Raw genomic sequence first — 16692 nt, 5'->3', positions numbered from 1 at the left:
CTGGCCAGTGATGGGACTTGGTCTCATCGACCATACACCAGTGATGGGACCAAGTCCCGTACACTGCTCCCATGACTCGCTGGCAACCCGACGCACCAGGCCGACTCGCCGCCGCCGCCCTCGACCTCTTCGAGGAGAACGGCTACGAGAACACCACCGTGATCGAGATCGCGGAGCGCGCGGGGCTCACCAAGAGCACGTTCTTCCGGCACTTCCCGGACAAGCGCGAGGTGCTCTTCGGCCGAGGCACGGTGGCCGCCCTGCTCGTAGAGGGGATCGACTCGGCGCCGCCGGCGGCCGGACCGCTCGACACGGTGGCGGACGCCCTCGACGCACTCGGCCGGACGTTCTTCACCGCCGACCGCCGCGAGTTCAGCCGCCGGCGCCAGGCCGTGCTGAACGCCCATACGGAACTGCGGGAACGTGAAGCCCTGAAGAGGATCGACCTCACCGCCGCGATGATCGAGGCTCTCAACCGCCGCGGAGTCCCGATCCTGACCGCGCGCGTCGCCGCGAAACTGGGCGCGCTGGCCTGGGAGATCGCCTTCGATCAGTGGATCGGCACCGGCAACAAAGAGGACTTCGGCCCACTGGCACGGCAAGCGCTCGCCGAAGTACGCGCGGCCGGACCCGTGTCTGAAACGCGGATCGTGTCGTGATCGTCGTGCTGCCCGCCTGCAATGCGAAGGCCGGCCAGGACGGCACCGACCTCGGGCGAGCCAGACGGCAAGGCGGTCCGACCGACGCTCGCGTCCCGCTCGCCCACGTCGCCGACATGCTCGGCACACAGTTTCCCAAGGCCAAAGAGGTGCTGCTGCAAGCGAAGGACGGCCTGTCCGCCTTCGCCGCCTTCACGAAGGATGCCGACGCTTGCTACCGAGCTGCCGCCCTTGAACTCTTCCCACTGGCCGTGAGGCAGTCAGATGGAGGACGAGTCGGCGCTGGTGGTGTCGACCTGTTGGGGGAGTGAGGCGAGGGGGCCGAGCGGTGATCGCCTGCTCGACCACAGGATTGAGCACTTGTGCTGGCTCTTCAGCGGCTGTGCGGCTCGTTAGGGCGTGCGTTGGCACGCTGAATCCCTGCCGCTGTGGACTTACGCGTCGCAGATAGCCCCTCAACTGCTTTGGCCAGTTGCTACTCCGGTGGGCAGACTGCGCACATGCAGCTCCCCGCCGAAGCCGTTGCCGCCACCGTACTGATCGAGGTCGTAAGGATTTCCGCCGTCCCGGCCGAGCGGGGCGTCCCGTACCCGGGAAGGACGGTTGCCCACTGGGCCGGGAGCGAGGCCATCGAAGCCCTGGCTTTGATCGAGGGCCTGCCCGGCAGCGAACAGCACCGCTGTGGCTTCTGGCCAGGCTGGAGTATTCGGGCGTACGAGGAATCTCTCGACCTGGCGCTGTTCGAGGCAACGTTCTGCTTCAGGTGCCATCAGGTTCGCATGCACGGTAAGACCGTGCCGCCCGCGCTGGCCACGCAGTTCTTCGACGCGGATACTCCGCCGGCCCAGGCCCTTCTGGCCCTCTTCCGCACGGTGGCCCCATAGCGGGCCGATCAGCCGAGTGCGTCCACGCAGATTCTCGGACGTCAGCCCCTCAGGCGTCACTGCAGGACGGAGGCGCTTGAGTGGAGCGCCCCAGGCGGCCGGACGAGTCAGATGCCCCGCACCGCCCGGGGCGCCGCAATGACCTGAGACCGAGCGGCTCCGGTGGCCCTCATAGGTATGTGGGGCCGATTTTCGGCGGCTGAAGTCTGATGTAGTCGTCGCCCATCGGCCCTTGGCGACGTGCACCGTCCGGCCGCCAGCCGTGCTGAGCATGGTTGCCGCGGATGGCTGACGCTCTCGAAGTCGTCGTACATGCCGCGCGTACTGCTGACCGCTGTCGTCACTGGATGTGTGAGTCTGCGGAGAAGTTCAACACGGCGATGTCTGCCTGGCGGGAGTGGCAGGAGGCACCCGGGGGTCGTCTGCGCTACGCGCTGGCTGAAGCGAACCTGGGCCGCCACCTTGAGGGCCTGCCGGGCGGGGACGGCGGCGATGCCGTACGCCTGGCCGCTCGCGGGCACCGCGTCACGACCGTCGACTACGCGCCCGCGATGCTCGCCGCGGCGGTTGAGCGGGCCGAGGCGAGCGGCCTGACGGAGCTGATCACCTGCGTCCGGGCCGATGTGCATGCGCTGCCCGTCGGCCTTGCCACCGGGGAATTCAACGTGGTGCTGTGCCACAGCCTCCTCCAGTACGTGGACGATGCCCGCCCCACGCTCTCCGCGGCCCTCGCCCGGGGCGTCTCGCCGAGCAGGCAATCGCCATGAGGATGCGGCGAAGTCAGGCAGCCTGAATGCATGCTCGCAGAGTTTCAGTGGGCGTGAGTTCACGTCAGGGGCTGGCGGCGGGCGATCAGGTCTGGCCGGAGATGACCACGCAGGCGTCGTTGTCCTGAGGCTGGAGCAGGTCCCAGCGATTCCCGTACAGATCTTGGAAGACGGCCACGGTGCCGTAGGGCTCGCGGCGAGGGGGTTCTTCGAACCAGGCCCCGGCCACACGCAGACGTTCGTAGTCACCATCGAAGTCATCGGTGTACAGGAACATGCCGACCCGGCCACCGGTCTGGTCCCCGACCCGGCCTTCCTGCTCCGGGGTGACGGCACGCGCGAGCAGCACCGCCGTCTCCGCTCCGGGCGGGGCGACCACCACCCAGCGCTTCCCCTCGCCGAGCCAGGTGTCCTCGCGCAGCTCAAAGCCGAGCACCTCCACGTAGAACGCGATGGCCGCGTCGTAGTCGCGCACCACCACGGTCACCAGTCCCAGATGCCGTCTCATCCATCGATCATGCCTCACCTGACCGGCCCATCACCGCAGCGACGAATGCCGCTGGTCTGTCTGCCGGACGGGGCGTTCGTCGGCCCAGCGAGGAGGTGAGCGCACACCGGCTCCTTGGCATCAGGCGGCGCGGAACGGTACGAACGGAGCCTGTGCCTGGCTCCGGGTCTCCGGGGTGCGGCCAGCCCCTGCGTCGAGTCGGAGGCGCGCCGGAACAGGGACGACGCATCACGCCCTCCTGCGCGACGGATCGATGAGGCGATCGCCGGACAGCAGCGTGCCGGCCTGCTTGATGTGCTGGAGTACAGGCGAGACCTCCATGCTCTGCAGGCCTGCCATGGAGCCGATGCGATCGGACGTGAACTCGAACAGCTCGTCGAGATCCCGGCAGTGCGCGACGGCGTGCACGTTGTAGGGCCCGGAGACGGCCGCGGCGAAGGCGATCTCGGGTTCCTCCGCGAGCATGCGTCCGACCGTCTTCACCGCCGACGGATGCACGCGCAGCCACAGGTTCGCTCTGGCGTGATATCCCAGAGCGGCCGCGGCGATCTCGACGTCGATGTGGACGACGCGGCGCCGGAGCAAGGCGTCGAGACGGCGTGACACTCGTCCCGGGGTGGAGTCCGCCGCTGCGGCGAGGTCGACGAAGCTGGCGCGGCCGTCTGCGGCAAGGGCGTCGAGAATCCGCTCGTCCTCATCGGTGAGGTGCGCGGGATCGCGAGTGACCACGGGGACTTCGGCGAAAGGGGAGCCGTCGCTCCCGAGCATGGCTTCCTGCTCCGGGGTCAACACGCCGTGCAGGGCGGTCCAGTAGTGGCCGCGGCCCCCTACGAACTGACGCAACATCGCGAAGGCGTTGATGTCGAGCACCGCCGCAGTGCGCGGAAGCCGTTGGCCGAGCAGATTCTCGCGCTGTTCGCGCGTCCGTGACTGGGTCGCGCAGGTGATTTCGCAACCTGCCGCACTCAGGGCGACCCAATTGACATCGTCGCGCTTGGCGAGCGCGTCGGCGATCGCTGCGGCGCTGCCGGGACGGCAGCGGAGCCGCACCAGCCACCGGCTCTGTCCCAGCGCCCCCGGATTGAGCATGCCGGCGACGCGAATGACGCCGTCGGCGCGCAGGCGGCGGTACCGGCGGTTGACGGCGCTTTCGGTGAGACCGAGCGCGACCGCCATCGAGGAGAAGGAAGCCCGCGGAGCGATCTGCAGCGCACGAATGATTCGCACATCGTCTGGCTGAAGGGCGTGGGATTCCGACGTAGCTACGCCTGTCATACGAGGAACCCTACAAACCCGCCCCTTCGGCTCGCTCCACCGACAGCCCGGTGGACACACTGATCACGCACGGCGCGGACCGGCCACAGCAGTGCCACCCGCCGATGCCACCTTCAGGTCTCGGTGACACACCAAGAGCCCACCACGTAAGGAACGGAGATGACGCCGGATGTCATCGACTGATAACGGTCAGAGCACGCCGACCGCTCTCATCATCGGGGCTTCACGCGGACTCGGTAGTGCGATGGCAGCCGAATTCCTGGACAGGGGCTGGAACGTCCTCGGCACGGTCCGCGACACCACCGCCCACACACCTCTGCACGATCTCGCGGGCCGGGCCGACGGACGCCTCACCATCGAGCACCTCGACATCAACGAGCCCGGACAACTGGCACCCCTGCGAGAACGCCTCGCGCAACGTCGGCTCGACCTGCTCTTCGTCAACGCAGGCACCACGAACAACGAACCGACCCCGATCGGCGCGGTTCCGACAGCCGATTTCATCGAGGTGATGGTCACCAATGCCCTGAGCCCCATGCGCGCCATCGAAGCGCTCGAAGACCTCGTCTCTCCCACCGGGCTCATCGGAGTGATGTCGTCCGGTCAAGGCAGCATGACGAACAACACGACCGCAGGCCGCGAGGTCTATCGCGGAAGCAAAGCGGCGCTGAACATGTTCATGCGCAGCTTCGCGGTCCGGCAGTCCGAGACGCAGCGCGGCTTCGTCCTCCTCGCCCCAGGCTGGATTCGCACCGCGCTCGGAGGGCCGGACGCACCGTACACCGTTGAAGAGAGCGTCCCGCTGTTGGTGGATGTCCTGCTGTCCAAGCTGGGAACGCCCGGTTTGGAGTATCTGGACCGTTGGGGCCGGACCGTGCCCTGGTAAACCCCGTCAATCGGCCCGCGGGAACTTACCGGTGGGCCACCACTCGTATCTCTCCGGCCTCCTCGTAACCCCTGGCTACCGCTCGCCCGCCCACCTCACGCGAAACGGTCGCCCTCGCCCGAAAGACCGCACAGATGAGGACCATATCCCCCTCTCATGCCTCTCTTCGATATCGAAACACACTGGGTCATGCCGGACTTGACGCCCGCTCTTCGCGCCGTCCGGCATCCCGACGAAAGCCTGATCTTCAATGAGACGGGCGACAATCAGCACCGTCTGGAGGATCTGGGGGACGGCCGTACGGCAGCCATGGATGCCCAGGGCATTGATGTGTCGATACTCGCCTGACCCCGCCGGGAACCCAGCCGCTACCGCCCAAGGAGGCTTTGCCGCTGAGCCGGGCTGCGAACGACACGGCCGCAGCAGCCGTCGCCCGGCATCCGGACCGCTTTCGCTCGCTGGCCACGCTGCCCATGGCGTCACCGAGGGACACTGCGGGCGAACTCGAAAGAGCTGCGGGGACAGGGCACGTAGGCGTTATGGTGTTCTGCCGGTCAGGAGACCTGTTCCTCGACGACCTCGCCTACGACGACTTCTTCTCCGTCGCGTCGCAACTCGGTCAGCCGGTCTTCCTCCACCCCCAACTGCCCTCTGCGGCCATCCGTGACGCCTCCTATCGCGGGTTCGACCCCATGACCGATCTCGCCCTCGCCACCTACGGGTGGGGATGGCACATGGACGCCGCGACAGTGGCACTGCGGCTGATCCTGCGGGGAACGTTCGACCGTCACCCCGAGCTCCAGATCGTGCTCGGTCACTGGGGAGAGATGCTGCTGTTCTGGCTGGACCGAGCCGACAGTCATTCCCGCACCGCCGGTTTGCAGCGCTCGGTAACGGACCGTATTCGATCGAACTTCCATTGTTGGTGGTACGGCACTCAGGGGGCGCTGACCTGCTGCGTTGGCGCTTGTCTCGGACGCTGGGGGAGCGGCGGTCCGCGTATGGTCCGGATGTGCGTCGGCTTGTAGCTGTCAACGGCGGAGGCGGGCCCGGTGACGATGGACAGGACCGCACAGCGAGAGTTCACCCAGCCTGAGGCCGATCATGCGTCGACAGATGATGCGCCGGCCGGGCCGGCCCTTCTCTGAGCAGTTGCCCGTACTCGCCGTCACCGAGTTGACCGATCGCGGTATCTCCGCGGGCGAGACGATCGTGGGCACGGTCGAGGTCGCTGAGCCTCGCCTTGGGCATCGGTCATCGAGTGGGCGAGCGCCTGGCGGTAAATCGGGCCGGGCTCGCCCATACGCGTTCTCGATCAGGAGATCAGGCAAGGACGGAGCGCGTCGCGACGTCGAGTGTGCTCGGGATTTCAACGAGGTAGATGTCGTTTATCGCGAGGTGAAGGCCGGAATGATCTGTTGCCGTGCCACCCAGGTGCGCGAGTAGGGTCGGGGGGCTGCGTGATCACTGAGGGCTGCACCCTGTCCTCCTGGCCCTGTGAGGGCACATGTGTACGCGCGCCCTTCCCGGCCCCACCCGGGAAGGGCGCACAGCATGCGCACGTACGGGAAACGTCCGTACGCGCCGGGCACCGGGATGCGGCTCCCACGTCTCACGGGCAGTACAGCGGACCCCCGGGTCCGTATCCCCCACACATAAAGAGTCGCGCGTGCGCGGCCGCAGATCAGGAGCACCAGTGCAGGGCATCCCCCACATAGCCAGCACACCGCACGACGGGCGATTGTCGTCCGTACCCCCTGCGCGCGGGGAGCAGTACCCGGCGCGGCAAACAGGGTGGGACATGACGCAGCGCTTGCCGCATCAGGGCGCGGCGCCTCGCGTGGCCCCGGCGGCGCGGCGTCCCGAAGCCGTCCTTCCCCGGCATCCCGTCTTCATCGCCCGGTCGAGCTGGCGCACGCGGACGCTGCAATGCGTGGCGCTGGCCGTGGGCTGCGCCTGCCTCGGGTATCTGCTGTTCGTCGGTATGGTGATCAGCGGGCTCCGGCAGCCCGTCGGCGCGCACCCGCCGAGCGTGAACGGACCGGTGCCTTCCGGCCCGGACACCGGTAAGTCGCAGTACGGTCGCGGCGCACATGCCCGAGCCGAGGCGTACCGGCTGCCGGCCAGGGCCCAAGCGGACCGCGACGACCGCCGCCAACCTCCGGCTGGCAGATCCGCCCCGCCGGCCGGAGGCCCGAAGCAGTGAGCCGGCACGCCGCCGCTGTCCGGCGGCCGCCGCGCGGACACTGGCTCGTGCTCCTGCTGGTCCTCCTGGTGGTCGCCGTCGCCCTGGTCTTCGAGGGCTGGACGACCCACCAGGTCGACGCCGCGCGCACCAAGCCGCCGTGCACCCGGCCGATCCCGCGGGAGGCGGACGACGGAAAGCCGCTGCTGCGGTTCGGCCCGACGGGAGTCGCCACCGCGGCCATGCCCCCCGGGACCGTCGCGCTCACCTTCGACGGCGAGCCCGACCCGGTGTGGACGCCGCGTCTGCTCGACCTGCTGCGCAGGCACCACGCGCGGGCGACCTTCTTCGTCCACGGGAAGGACGCGGCCCGGAGCCCGGAGCTGGTGCGGCAGATCCTGCGCGAGGGGCACGAGATCGGCTCGTACACCTACAGCGGCGGCGACCTCGGTGTCGCCTCACCGCTGCGCGCGCGGCTTGAACTGCCGCTCACCCAGACCGCTTTCGCGGGTGCGGCCGGGGTCCACACCACCCTGCTGAGGCTGCCGCACACCACGGCCGCGGACACGCTCTGCGGCCCGGAGTGGCCGGCCGCCAAGCGCGCGGCGGCGCAGGGGTACCTGGTGGTCGCCTCGGATCACAAGGACCGCAAGCCGTGGCGGGGGTGGTGACGCAGCACAGCCACACCGACCTCGGCTATCACGAGGCCAAGGATCTGCTGGAGGACCGCGGCGCGAAACGGTTCACCACCATCAGCGGCGGACTCGGCCGTTCCTCCTTCCTCGAAAAGGTCCCGGTCACCGAGGAGATCAAGGGGGAGGGCCTGATCTGGTCGCAGCGGCTCGGGCACGCCTTCCTCACCGTGATGGTGTGGACGCTGACCCTCACGGGTGTGCTCGGCGTCCTGCGGATGCTCCTGTTCGCGGTGTTCGCCCGGCTCCACGTACGCAGGCTGCACCGGTACCGGCCCGGCGCACCACGGCTGCGCGCGGTGGAGGACCCGGTGACGGTCCTGGTGCCGGCGTACAACGAGGAGGCCGGCATCGCCTCCACCGTGTACTCGCTGCTCGCCTCCACCCACCCGCACCTGCAGATCATCGTGATCGACGACGGCTCGACCGACTCCACCGCCGACATCGCCGAGAACATCGACGATCCGCGGGTGACGGTGATCCGGCAGCCCAACGGCGGCAAGCCCAGCGCCCTCAACACCGGCCTGGCGTACGCCCGGCACGACATCGTCGTCATGGTCGACGCGGACACCATCTTCGAACCCGCGGCGCTGGCCCGGCTGATCCAGCCGCTCGCCCACCCGGCGGTCGGCGCGGTCAGCGGCAACACCAAGGTCGGCAACCGGCGCCGTCTGCTGGGCAAATGGCAGCACCTGGAGTACGTCCTCGGCTTCAACCTCGACCGGCGGATGTTCGAGGTACTGGAGTGCATGCCGACGGTTCCGGGGGCGATCGGCGCCTTCCGCAGGGACGCGCTGATCGGCATCGGCGGTGTCAGCGACGAGACCCTGGCCGAGGACACCGACCTCACGATGGCCCTCTGGCGGGCCGGCTGGCGCGTTGTCTACGAGGAATCGGCGGTCGCCTGGACCGAGGTGCCCAGCACCGTACGACAGCTCTGGCGCCAGCGCTACCGCTGGTGCTACGGCACCCTCCAGTCGATGTGGAAGCACCGTCGCTCGGCGAAGGAGATCGGCCCCGCCGGACGCTTCGGCCGTCGCGTGATGCTCTACGTCACGCTGTTCCAGATCGTGCTGCCGCTGTGCGCGCCGGTCGTGGACCTGTTTGCCCTCTTCGGGGCGCTGTTCCGCGACCCCGTGGAGGCCGCCCTTGTCTGGTCCGGGTTCCTCGCCGTCCAGTTGATCACCGCCGCGTACGCGCTGCGGCTCGACCGGGAACGGCTGCGCGTGCTGTGGGTGCTGCCGCTCCAGCAGTTCGTCTACCGGCAGTTGATGTACCTGGTGGTCATCCACTCCGTGATCACGGCGTTGCTCGGCACCCGCCTGAAGTGGCACAGCGTGAAGCGCACCGGAACCGCCGACCCGTATCTGCACGAAGCGCCGTCCGCGGAGACGTCCCTCGATCCGCTGGAGGAGCTGCCCCCGCGGCCGAGCCTGTCACCGCAGTGAGGGGACGGAGCAGATGGGAGAGGACAAAGGGGGCAGGAGGGGAACCGGTGAGCGGCGGCGCGAGTCCGACCGGGGACATGACCGAGGGAGCCGACCATGACAGACCCGCTTGACCAGCGGGCCGGACGTACCGCACCCACAGGGGAGCAGGGCCGGCACGGCGACGCCGGGAGTCGTCCCGTGCACCCGGGGCCGGTGCGGGTGACGGGCGAGCTGTGGCGCCCGGAGCCTACGGGGGGCCGGGGCCCGTACGCCGAGTCGGAGCTGCATGCCGATCCAGACCTGTACGCTGATTCAGACCCTTACGCTCACCCAGACCCTTACGCTGATCCAGGTCCGCCCGCCAGCCAGGGGCCGTACGCGGCCCCCGAAGGCGCTGCCGCGCGTGAGCGGTTCGCCGAGCGCCCCAGCTCGCGCTACGGGCCCCGGCGCGCGCACGCCCGGCAGCCGAAGAAGCGCAGGCGGCTGCGGCGGGCGGTGCTCGTCCTGCTGGCCGCTGTGGTCGTCGCGGCGGGCGGCACGTACGGCTGGGCCGAGACCCGGCTCCAGCGTGACGTCGACCTCGGCGCGTACGGGGATCGGCCACCGCCCGGGGAGGGGACCAACTACCTCATCGTGGGCTCGGACAGCCGCGACGGGCTCTCGGACGACGACGTGAAAGACCTGCACGCCGGCGGGGGCGGCGGCCGGCGCACCGACTCCATGATGCTGCTGCACTCCGGGTCCCGGGGAACCAGCATGGTCAGCCTGCCCCGCGACTCCTGGATCACCCTGCCCGGCCGCCTCGACACCTCGACAGGCAAGACCAAGCGGCCCGAGAGGGACAAGCTGAACGCCGCCTTCTCTTACGGCGGCCCCGAACTGCTCGTACACACCGTCGAGAAGAACACCGGCCTGCGCATCGATCACTATGCGGAGATCGGCTTCGCCGGATTCGTGAACATCGTCGACGCCATCGGCGGCGTCCGGATGTGCCTGGACCGGGACATCAAGGACGAGAAGTCGGGCGCCGACCTGCGCAAGGGCTGTCATACCCTGAACGGCAGGCAGGCGCTCGCCTTTGTCCGCCAGCGGCACCAGGAGAGGCAGGGCGACCTGGGCCGGTCGAAAAACCAGCAGAAGTTCCTCTCAACCCTCGCCCACCAGGCCGCCCAGCCCGACACCCTCTTCGACCCGACGCAGATCGGCCCAGCCGTGCAGGCCGGGCTCGACACGCTCATCGTCGACAAGGACATGAGCCTGCGCGATCTCAGCAGGATCTTCCTCGCCGTACAGAGCGTCGCGGGCGGACAAGGCAAACAGATCAACGTGCCCCTGTCCGGCATCGGCGTCCCCACGCCGAAGGGCAACGTACTGAAGTGGGACGGCAGGGGGTCGGCCCGGCTCTTCGACGACCTGCGTCACGACCGGCCGGTCACGGAGACGGGGAAGACGCCCCGGCACCGGGGCGGCGCCGTCAGCCACACGCCGTCACGTGACGATCGCCCACAGCGGCAGGGAGAGCAGCGGGCCGGACGGTGACGGCAGGTGAAGGGGAGAAACCCCCGTCGGCTGGTTGCGGCGGGGGTTCCTGCATTCGGGGGCTGGTGCGTGCTGTTCGATGCTATGCGGCAGGTGAGGGGCCGTGGCTTCAGGGGTACGAATGCACCCGCGGCTGGGTGGAGGTTCTCCGTTGCTTCGTTCTCGTGCTGTGTGCTTACCGGCGGCGCGTCTCCCCAATTCATCCGGATGACTGTGCGTGTCTCGCCGCCCCTCGGCGGACGTGTCCTGGAGTGGACAGTGAACGGGTACAGCCGCCCGTTATCGGCGGCGTGACGTGGCAGCGACGCACTGAACTTCTCGGCACCACCGCTTCCGGCCGCGACCGTTCCGCCTCGGCTCCGTCCACCTGGTCACCGAAGAACCGGCTCGGGACCAGCGCCCGCGGTACCTCCCCGCTCATCCCCTCCACCCGAACGAACCGGTAGGAGCGGCGGCTGTTGCCCGGGTCCTGCTCCGCGAGGCGATCGGGCGCATTCCGCCGTGGGGCACCGATGAGGGCCCGCCGCCGTATGCCGTCGATCAGATGTCGCCGCGTGCACCTTGGTGGACGGCCCGGCTCGATGCCCTGCGGCAGTAACGGCTCCAGCCGGACCCGCTGGGGGTTCGACGGGTCTCCACGTCCCACAGCACATGATCACCCACGACCGAGATCCACTTCGCAACGGACTCTGGCGCTCATTGTCAGTCCCCCCTGCCATGATGACCTGACTGCTCGGGAACTACCGCGTACGTAAGGATGTAGACAATGAGTTGGCTGTCCACAGCGTTATTTGGCCCCAGAGCCGATACCTCCCGCTCGGACAGCGGGCAACGCTCGTCGGAAATGGGGGCGTCAGTCGAGTGCGCGGACGAGCCGGTGACCGAGGGGTCATTCAATCGACGAGTCGAGGTAAACGTACAGATCTCTGATCGCCGCGGCGAAGTTGCCCTCGCCAAACGGCTGTTCACCGACCGGGGATGGAAGTTCAGGTCTTGCGAAGAAGACGACGGAGTTGAGCGAGAACAGGGGCTTGTGCCCTGTCTTGTCGAAGTTCGTCTAGACGGAGCGCGATCAGGGTCTCGGGCGGGCGCAGTGGAACAGTTGCGCTCCGTTGCCGCCCACCGTCTGACGCTGGAGGTCCGGGATACCCGAGTCATCAACGCCCCAGGCCGGCAACGCACTCCGACGACGACTTGGCACGTTTACCGCAAGCCGAAGTGGGCTGATGGCGAGCGAGCCCTGAAGAAGAAGCTGGCGTCACTGTGGGTGCACTTCGGGTGCGCCGATATTCAGCAGACGATTGTCCTTCCTGGCTCTTCAACCGACAAAGCTGCCGCACGCGATGTTCTTGCCCGCCGAACCTCGGAACTGCCAGATTTCGACCTACAAGCACACGACGTGCGTTTGCCCATCGGCCCGAAGGTGAGCGACAGCAGTAGTACCCAGACCTGGTGGCAGAAGTGGGGCGGTGCAGCCGTCCGGGTTTTCCTCATGCTGGGGCTCATGATCTATGGCGGGCTCCTCCAGCACTCGTCCGGCCGGTGGACCGTACTCGGAGCCTTGCCGCTCCTCGTCGCCATGTGGTGTGCCGGAGAGTGGATCACCAGCAACGCACATCGCCCCCGCATCGTTCGATTGGCTGCCGGAGCAGTCATGGTCGGTGCTCCTGTCCTCCTGGGATGCATGTGGGAAGCTCAGGAATCGGCCGGGGCGCATACCCTCGTCTCGTCCATTGCCCTAGGCGGAGGGGGGTGGTTCATCGTCCGGGGCTGCTGGTTCGCCCTCCGGAACTCATGGGTGAGCCGCCATCTCCTGGGCGTGTTGTCGTCCATAGTCCTCCCTCTCGCGGTAGCCGTTCCAGCCTTCGGGTATTTTCTCCAATTGGGCTACCTGAACAGTGGGTTCGGCATTCCGGCGAGCGCAGGCACTACGGAGGTCTTCTGGCAGTACGCGATCGCCTTGAAGCCGACGGGTATCTGCCTGTTTTTCATAGCCACTTTCGTTGCTATCGCAGGGTGGCTACGCCACTACCACTGGATAGCTTTCTCCCGGAACTGGGCCATGGTGATGGTCCCGCTGGTCGCGCTCCTGTACGTGCTCACGATATTGACCACGGGAATGTCCGGGGTGTCCGTCGCAGCAAAGGCCGCCGCCCGGGACGCCATGAACGGGAAGCAGCCGAAACCCTACTTCGGAATCAAAGGCACGCTGATGTGTGTAACTCCCGTATCCGGCGACGCATCCGTGTACAACGGTCCATTGCCGAAGGGGCGCCCCGTGCTTACTTTCGGGGTGTCCAACGGGCGATTGTGGCTCTGGGACCCGGAACGGGCCAAGCATCCCGGCGGGCCCAAGCCGACCATGCACGTACAGCTCTTCAAGGTCTCCACATCGGTTCCCAGTGGAAACGGACGAACCTGCACTGCACTTGAAAGGTCGTCCTGACTGGATGTTCCGCCCCGTTTTGGGTGAAGTGGGATGCCATTTTGGTCTCAGTGTTACGTGGCTGGAGCGGCTGATGATCCGTTTTAGCTGTCCTGCGGAGTGGACTCTGCAACTCATGGAATGACGAGCGTGTGCACCCGATTTGACCTCTGCCCCGAGCGGAACGTACCTCCGGCCTGGCCCGGCGGCCGTACGACCTGCGGCACGCCGGTATTTCGTTCTGGCCGCACTCCATGCAGGAGTGGGACCGCGTCAGCGGAGGAGGTGCTCCTGCGTGGTGAACCAAGGTGCCCGTCTGTGACTGGTCCGGAAGAGCTGGTCAGTAGGGGTGTAGCGGTAGGAGAAAGTGGGGTGGATCACATAAAACGGGCCATGTTCGAAGCGAGATGAGATGAAGGCGCCTGACGGACAAAAGCCCAGTTCAGACGCCTTCTTCTGGGCGCTCAGAAGAGCCCGAGCTTCTTCGGTGAGTACGAAACGAGCAAGTTCTTCGTCTGCTGATAATGATCCAACATCATCCTGTGCGTCTCCCGCCCGATGCCCGACTGCTTGTACCCGCCGAAGGCGGCGTGCGCCGGGTACGCGTGATAGCAGTTGGTCCAGACGCGGCCCGCCTGGATGGTGCGGCCGGCGCGGTAGGCGGTGTTGGTGTCGCGGGTCCAGACGCCGGCGCCGAGGCCGTAGAGGGTGTCGTTGGCGAGGGTCATGGCGTGGTCGAAGTCGGTGAAGGGGGTGACGGCGACGACCGGGCCGAAGATTTCTTCCTGGAAGACGCGCATGTCGTTGGTGCCTTCGAGGATGGTGGGGCGGACGTAGTAGCCGCCTTCCAGTTCGCCGCCGAGTTCGGCGCGGGTGCCGCCGGTGAGGACGCGGGCGCCTTCCTTCTGGCCGATGTCGAGGTAGGAGAGGATCTTCTCGAGCTGGTCGTTGGATGCCTGGGCGCCGATCATCGTGTCGGTGTCCAGGGGGTGGCCCTGCACGATCTGCTCGGTGCGGGTGACGCCGGCGGCCAGGAAGTCCTGGTAGTGGCTCTGCTGGATGAGGGCCCGGGAGGGGCAGGTGCAGACTTCGCCCTGGTTGAGGGCGAACATGGTGAAGCCTTCGAGGGCCTTGTCGTAGAAGTCGTCGTCGGCGGCGGAGACGTCGGCGAAGAAGAGGTTGGGGCTCTTGCCGCCCAGTTCGAGGGTGACCGGCTTCAGGTTCTCCGAGGCGTACTGCATGATCAGGCGGCCGGTCGTGGTCTCGCCGGTGAAGGAGATCTTCGCGACGCGCGGGCTGGCGGCGAGGGGCTTGCCGGCCTCCACGCCGAAGCCGTTGACGATGTTGACGACGCCGGGCGGCAGCAGGTCGGCGACCAGGCTCATCCAGTAGTGGACGGAGGCGGGGGTCTGCTCGGCGGGCTTGAGGACGGCGGCGTTGCCCGCGGCGAGGGCGGGGGCCAGCTTCCAGGCGGCCATGAGGATCGGGAAGTTCCAGGGGATGATCTGGGCGACGACGCCGAGCGGCTCGTGGAAGTGGTACGCGACGGTGTCGTCGTCCAGTTGGGAGAGGGTGCCCTCCTGGGCGCGGATCGCGCCGGCGAAGTAGCGGAAGTGGTCGATGGCGAGGGGGAGGTCGGCGGCCAGCGCCTCACGGACGGGCTTGCCGTTCTCCCAGGTTTCGGCGACCGCGAGGGACTGGAGGTTGTCCTCCATACGGTCGGCGATCTTGTTGAGGATGCGGGCGCGTTCGGCCGGCGCGGTGCGGCCCCAGGCGGGCGCGGCGGCGTGGGCGGCGTCGAGGGCGCGTTCCACGTCCTCGGCCGTACCGCGGGCGATCTCGGTGAACGGCTGCCCGGTGACCGGGGTCGGGTTCTCGAAGTACTGGCCCTTCGCGGGCGGCACGTACGCGCCGCCGATCCAGTGGTCGTACCGGCTCCGGTAGGACATCACGGCGTCGGCGGCGCCGGGGTTCGCGTAACGGGCCATAAGAGTTCCCTATCGCTGTCGGTTCGGTCGCGGCCCCGCTCCCGCGGCGGGGCGCCGGTGCGCAGGCTAGGGGCGGGGGTGTTGCGGGGACGTTGCGAGGGCGGGGGAAGTGCGTACGCCGCGCGGAGCCGGAACGCGGTGGAGGCCGGTGTGGTGTCTCCGGGCCGGGCGGCGGCCTCCAGGGCTTCCCAGACCTCCAGGTCGTGTTCGCCCCAGGGGGTGTCCGCCCACAGACGTAACGTTTCCGGAGTGCGGTGGGTGAGGACGGAGCGCCGTAGCCGGTCTTCGAGGAGGGAACGGAGGCGGCGCACGCCCGGTGCTTCGGAGTGGGGGAGGAGGGGGCCGCGGTAGCCGCGGAGCGCGGCGGGCAGGTCGCCGGCGGTCAGATCCGTCTCCACGGCGTCCGCGTCCGTCTCGACGGTCCTGGTCAGGCGGTACGGGCGCGAGTCGAGCAGCGGCCCCACGATGTGGCGCAGCCGGGACAGTTCCGCGCGCAGGGTCACCGGGCGGACGTCGCGTTCGCCGTAGAGCAGTGTGGCCAGTCGGTCGCCTGTCAGTCCTTCCGGATGTCGGGCCAGCAGCAGGACGATTTCGCTGTGGCGGCGGCCGAGCCGCAGCGTCCGGCCGTCGGTGGTGAGGAGGGCCTCGTCCCGGGCGAGCACGGTCAGATGTGCCGTGGGTGTTGGATGTCCCGCGTACTCCGCGTGCTTTGCGTGCGAGGCCAGGTGGGCTTCGGCGGCACGGGCGGTGGCCTGGACGAGGGCCAGGCTGTGCGGGCTGGCGAGGTGGTCGCCACCGGTGATGTCCACGGCGCCCAGCAGCCGGCCCGTCCGCAGGTCGTGCAGGGGCGCCGCCGCGCAGGTCCACTGCTGTACGCGCTTGTTGTAGTGCTCGGTCGCGAAGATTTGTACGGCGTGGTCGGCGGCCAGCGCGGTGCCGGGCGCGTTCGTACCGGCGTGCCGTTCGTCCCAGCGCGCGGGGCACGAAGTTCATGCGCTCCGCATGACGGCGGACGCCCGGGTGCCCTTCGACCCAGAGCATCCGCCCCTGCGGGTCGCAGACGGCGAGGACGTGGGCGCCGTCGTGAGCGATGCTGCCGAGGAGGTCGCGGAAGACGGGCATGGCGCGGGCCAGCGGGTGTCCGTCGCGGTAGGCGCGCAGTTCCGGCTCGTCCAGGTCGATCGGTGCGGGCCCGTCGAGTGTCGCGCGCGCGGACGCCGACCGGCGCCAGGAGTCGGCCACCACCTGGCGTACGGGGTGCGCCACCGGCCCACCCGCCAGGAACGCCTCGTGGGCGTGCCGCAGGGTGCGGGTGCGCTCCGCGGGGTCGGTACCCGTCTCCATCGCCAGCCAAGGGTTGACCACGCGTCACCTCTCCGTTGCGGTTCCTGCCCCCGTCGTCCCGTACGCCGATGGTGCTCGTACGGGGCGGGGCAGTAAAGCCCGGGGGGCCA

The 16692-nt window shown here is 68.3% G+C and carries 12 protein-coding genes and 2 pseudogenes; 10 read left to right on the top strand and 4 right to left on the bottom strand.

What is annotated here, in order from left to right; all coding sequences use genetic code 11:
• Positions 1-71 precede the first annotated feature (71 nt).
• From EJG53_RS02145 to EJG53_RS02130, 4 genes are all read left to right on the top strand, one after another.
• Positions 72-659, top strand: a complete 588-nt coding sequence (locus EJG53_RS02145) for a TetR/AcrR family transcriptional regulator (RefSeq protein WP_125043319.1) — start codon at positions 72-74, stop codon at positions 657-659.
• Positions 656-970, top strand: a complete 315-nt coding sequence (locus EJG53_RS02140) for a hypothetical protein (protein WP_125043318.1) — start codon at positions 656-658, stop codon at positions 968-970. Before EJG53_RS02145 ends, EJG53_RS02140 begins: the two co-directional genes overlap by 4 nt.
• Positions 971-1159: 189 nt before the next feature.
• Complete coding sequence (locus EJG53_RS02135; protein WP_125043317.1) at positions 1160-1543, top strand: hypothetical protein; 384 nt, start codon at positions 1160-1162, stop codon at positions 1541-1543.
• A gap of 347 nt (positions 1544-1890) precedes the next feature.
• Positions 1891-2310 carry a class I SAM-dependent methyltransferase gene (locus EJG53_RS02130; RefSeq protein WP_125043316.1) on the top strand — a complete coding sequence of 140 codons (420 nt, stop codon included), beginning with the start codon at positions 1891-1893 and terminating at the stop codon, positions 2308-2310.
• Between the two features lie 85 nt (positions 2311-2395).
• Here EJG53_RS02130 and EJG53_RS02125 read toward each other — a convergent pair whose 3' ends face one another.
• Together EJG53_RS02125 and EJG53_RS02120 are read right to left on the bottom strand one after the other, a co-directional pair.
• Positions 2396-2818, bottom strand: a complete 423-nt coding sequence (locus EJG53_RS02125) for a VOC family protein (protein ID WP_125043315.1) — start codon at positions 2816-2818, stop codon at positions 2396-2398.
• Between the two features lie 228 nt (positions 2819-3046).
• On the bottom strand, positions 3047-4093 hold the full coding sequence (locus EJG53_RS02120) for an Lrp/AsnC family transcriptional regulator (RefSeq protein ID WP_125043314.1): 1047 nt from the start codon (positions 4091-4093) through the stop codon (positions 3047-3049).
• Positions 4094-4262: 169 nt separating this feature from the next.
• Between EJG53_RS02120 and EJG53_RS02115 the strand changes: the two genes are divergently transcribed.
• The 6 genes and pseudogenes from EJG53_RS02115 (at position 4263) to EJG53_RS02095 (ending at position 13271) form a co-directional block, all read left to right on the top strand.
• Positions 4263-4979 (top strand): SDR family NAD(P)-dependent oxidoreductase, encoded by a 717-nt coding sequence (locus EJG53_RS02115; RefSeq protein ID WP_125043313.1) that lies wholly within the window; start codon positions 4263-4265, stop codon positions 4977-4979.
• Between the two features lie 156 nt (positions 4980-5135).
• The gene (locus EJG53_RS42055; protein ID WP_244954928.1) at positions 5136-5327 is read left to right on the top strand and encodes a hypothetical protein; all 192 of its coding nucleotides are present in this window, start codon (positions 5136-5138) and stop codon (positions 5325-5327) included.
• Between the two features lie 38 nt (positions 5328-5365).
• On the top strand, positions 5366-6007 hold the full coding sequence (locus EJG53_RS02110) for an amidohydrolase family protein (RefSeq protein WP_244954927.1): 642 nt from the start codon (positions 5366-5368) through the stop codon (positions 6005-6007).
• A 1174-nt stretch (positions 6008-7181) separates the two neighbouring features.
• A pseudogene (locus EJG53_RS02105) lies at positions 7182-9304 on the top strand (bifunctional polysaccharide deacetylase/glycosyltransferase family 2 protein).
• 96 nt (positions 9305-9400) lie between these two features.
• The gene (locus EJG53_RS02100; RefSeq protein WP_244954926.1) at positions 9401-10825 is read left to right on the top strand and encodes an LCP family protein; all 1425 of its coding nucleotides are present in this window, start codon (positions 9401-9403) and stop codon (positions 10823-10825) included.
• A 1093-nt stretch (positions 10826-11918) separates the two neighbouring features.
• Positions 11919-13271: a hypothetical protein gene (locus EJG53_RS02095; RefSeq protein ID WP_125043312.1), complete on the top strand. Its 1353-nt coding sequence runs from the start codon at positions 11919-11921 to the stop codon at positions 13269-13271.
• A 443-nt stretch (positions 13272-13714) separates the two neighbouring features.
• Here EJG53_RS02095 and exaC read toward each other — a convergent pair whose 3' ends face one another.
• Both exaC and EJG53_RS02085 read right to left on the bottom strand, forming a co-directional pair.
• The gene (gene exaC, locus EJG53_RS02090) at positions 13715-15238 is read right to left on the bottom strand and encodes an acetaldehyde dehydrogenase ExaC (protein WP_125043311.1); all 1524 of its coding nucleotides are present in this window, start codon (positions 15236-15238) and stop codon (positions 13715-13717) included.
• A pseudogene (locus EJG53_RS02085) lies at positions 15199-16603 on the bottom strand (GAF domain-containing protein). Before EJG53_RS02085 ends, exaC begins: the two are co-directional and overlap by 40 nt.
• Positions 16604-16692 lie beyond the last annotated feature (89 nt).

The organism is Streptomyces chrestomyceticus JCM 4735, from assembly GCF_003865135.1.
GTDB classification, from domain to species: Bacteria; Actinomycetota; Actinomycetes; order Streptomycetales; family Streptomycetaceae; genus Streptomyces; species Streptomyces chrestomyceticus.
Note: the sequence above shows the minus strand (reverse complement) of the source record. Positions and strands in the feature narration are given on the sequence as shown.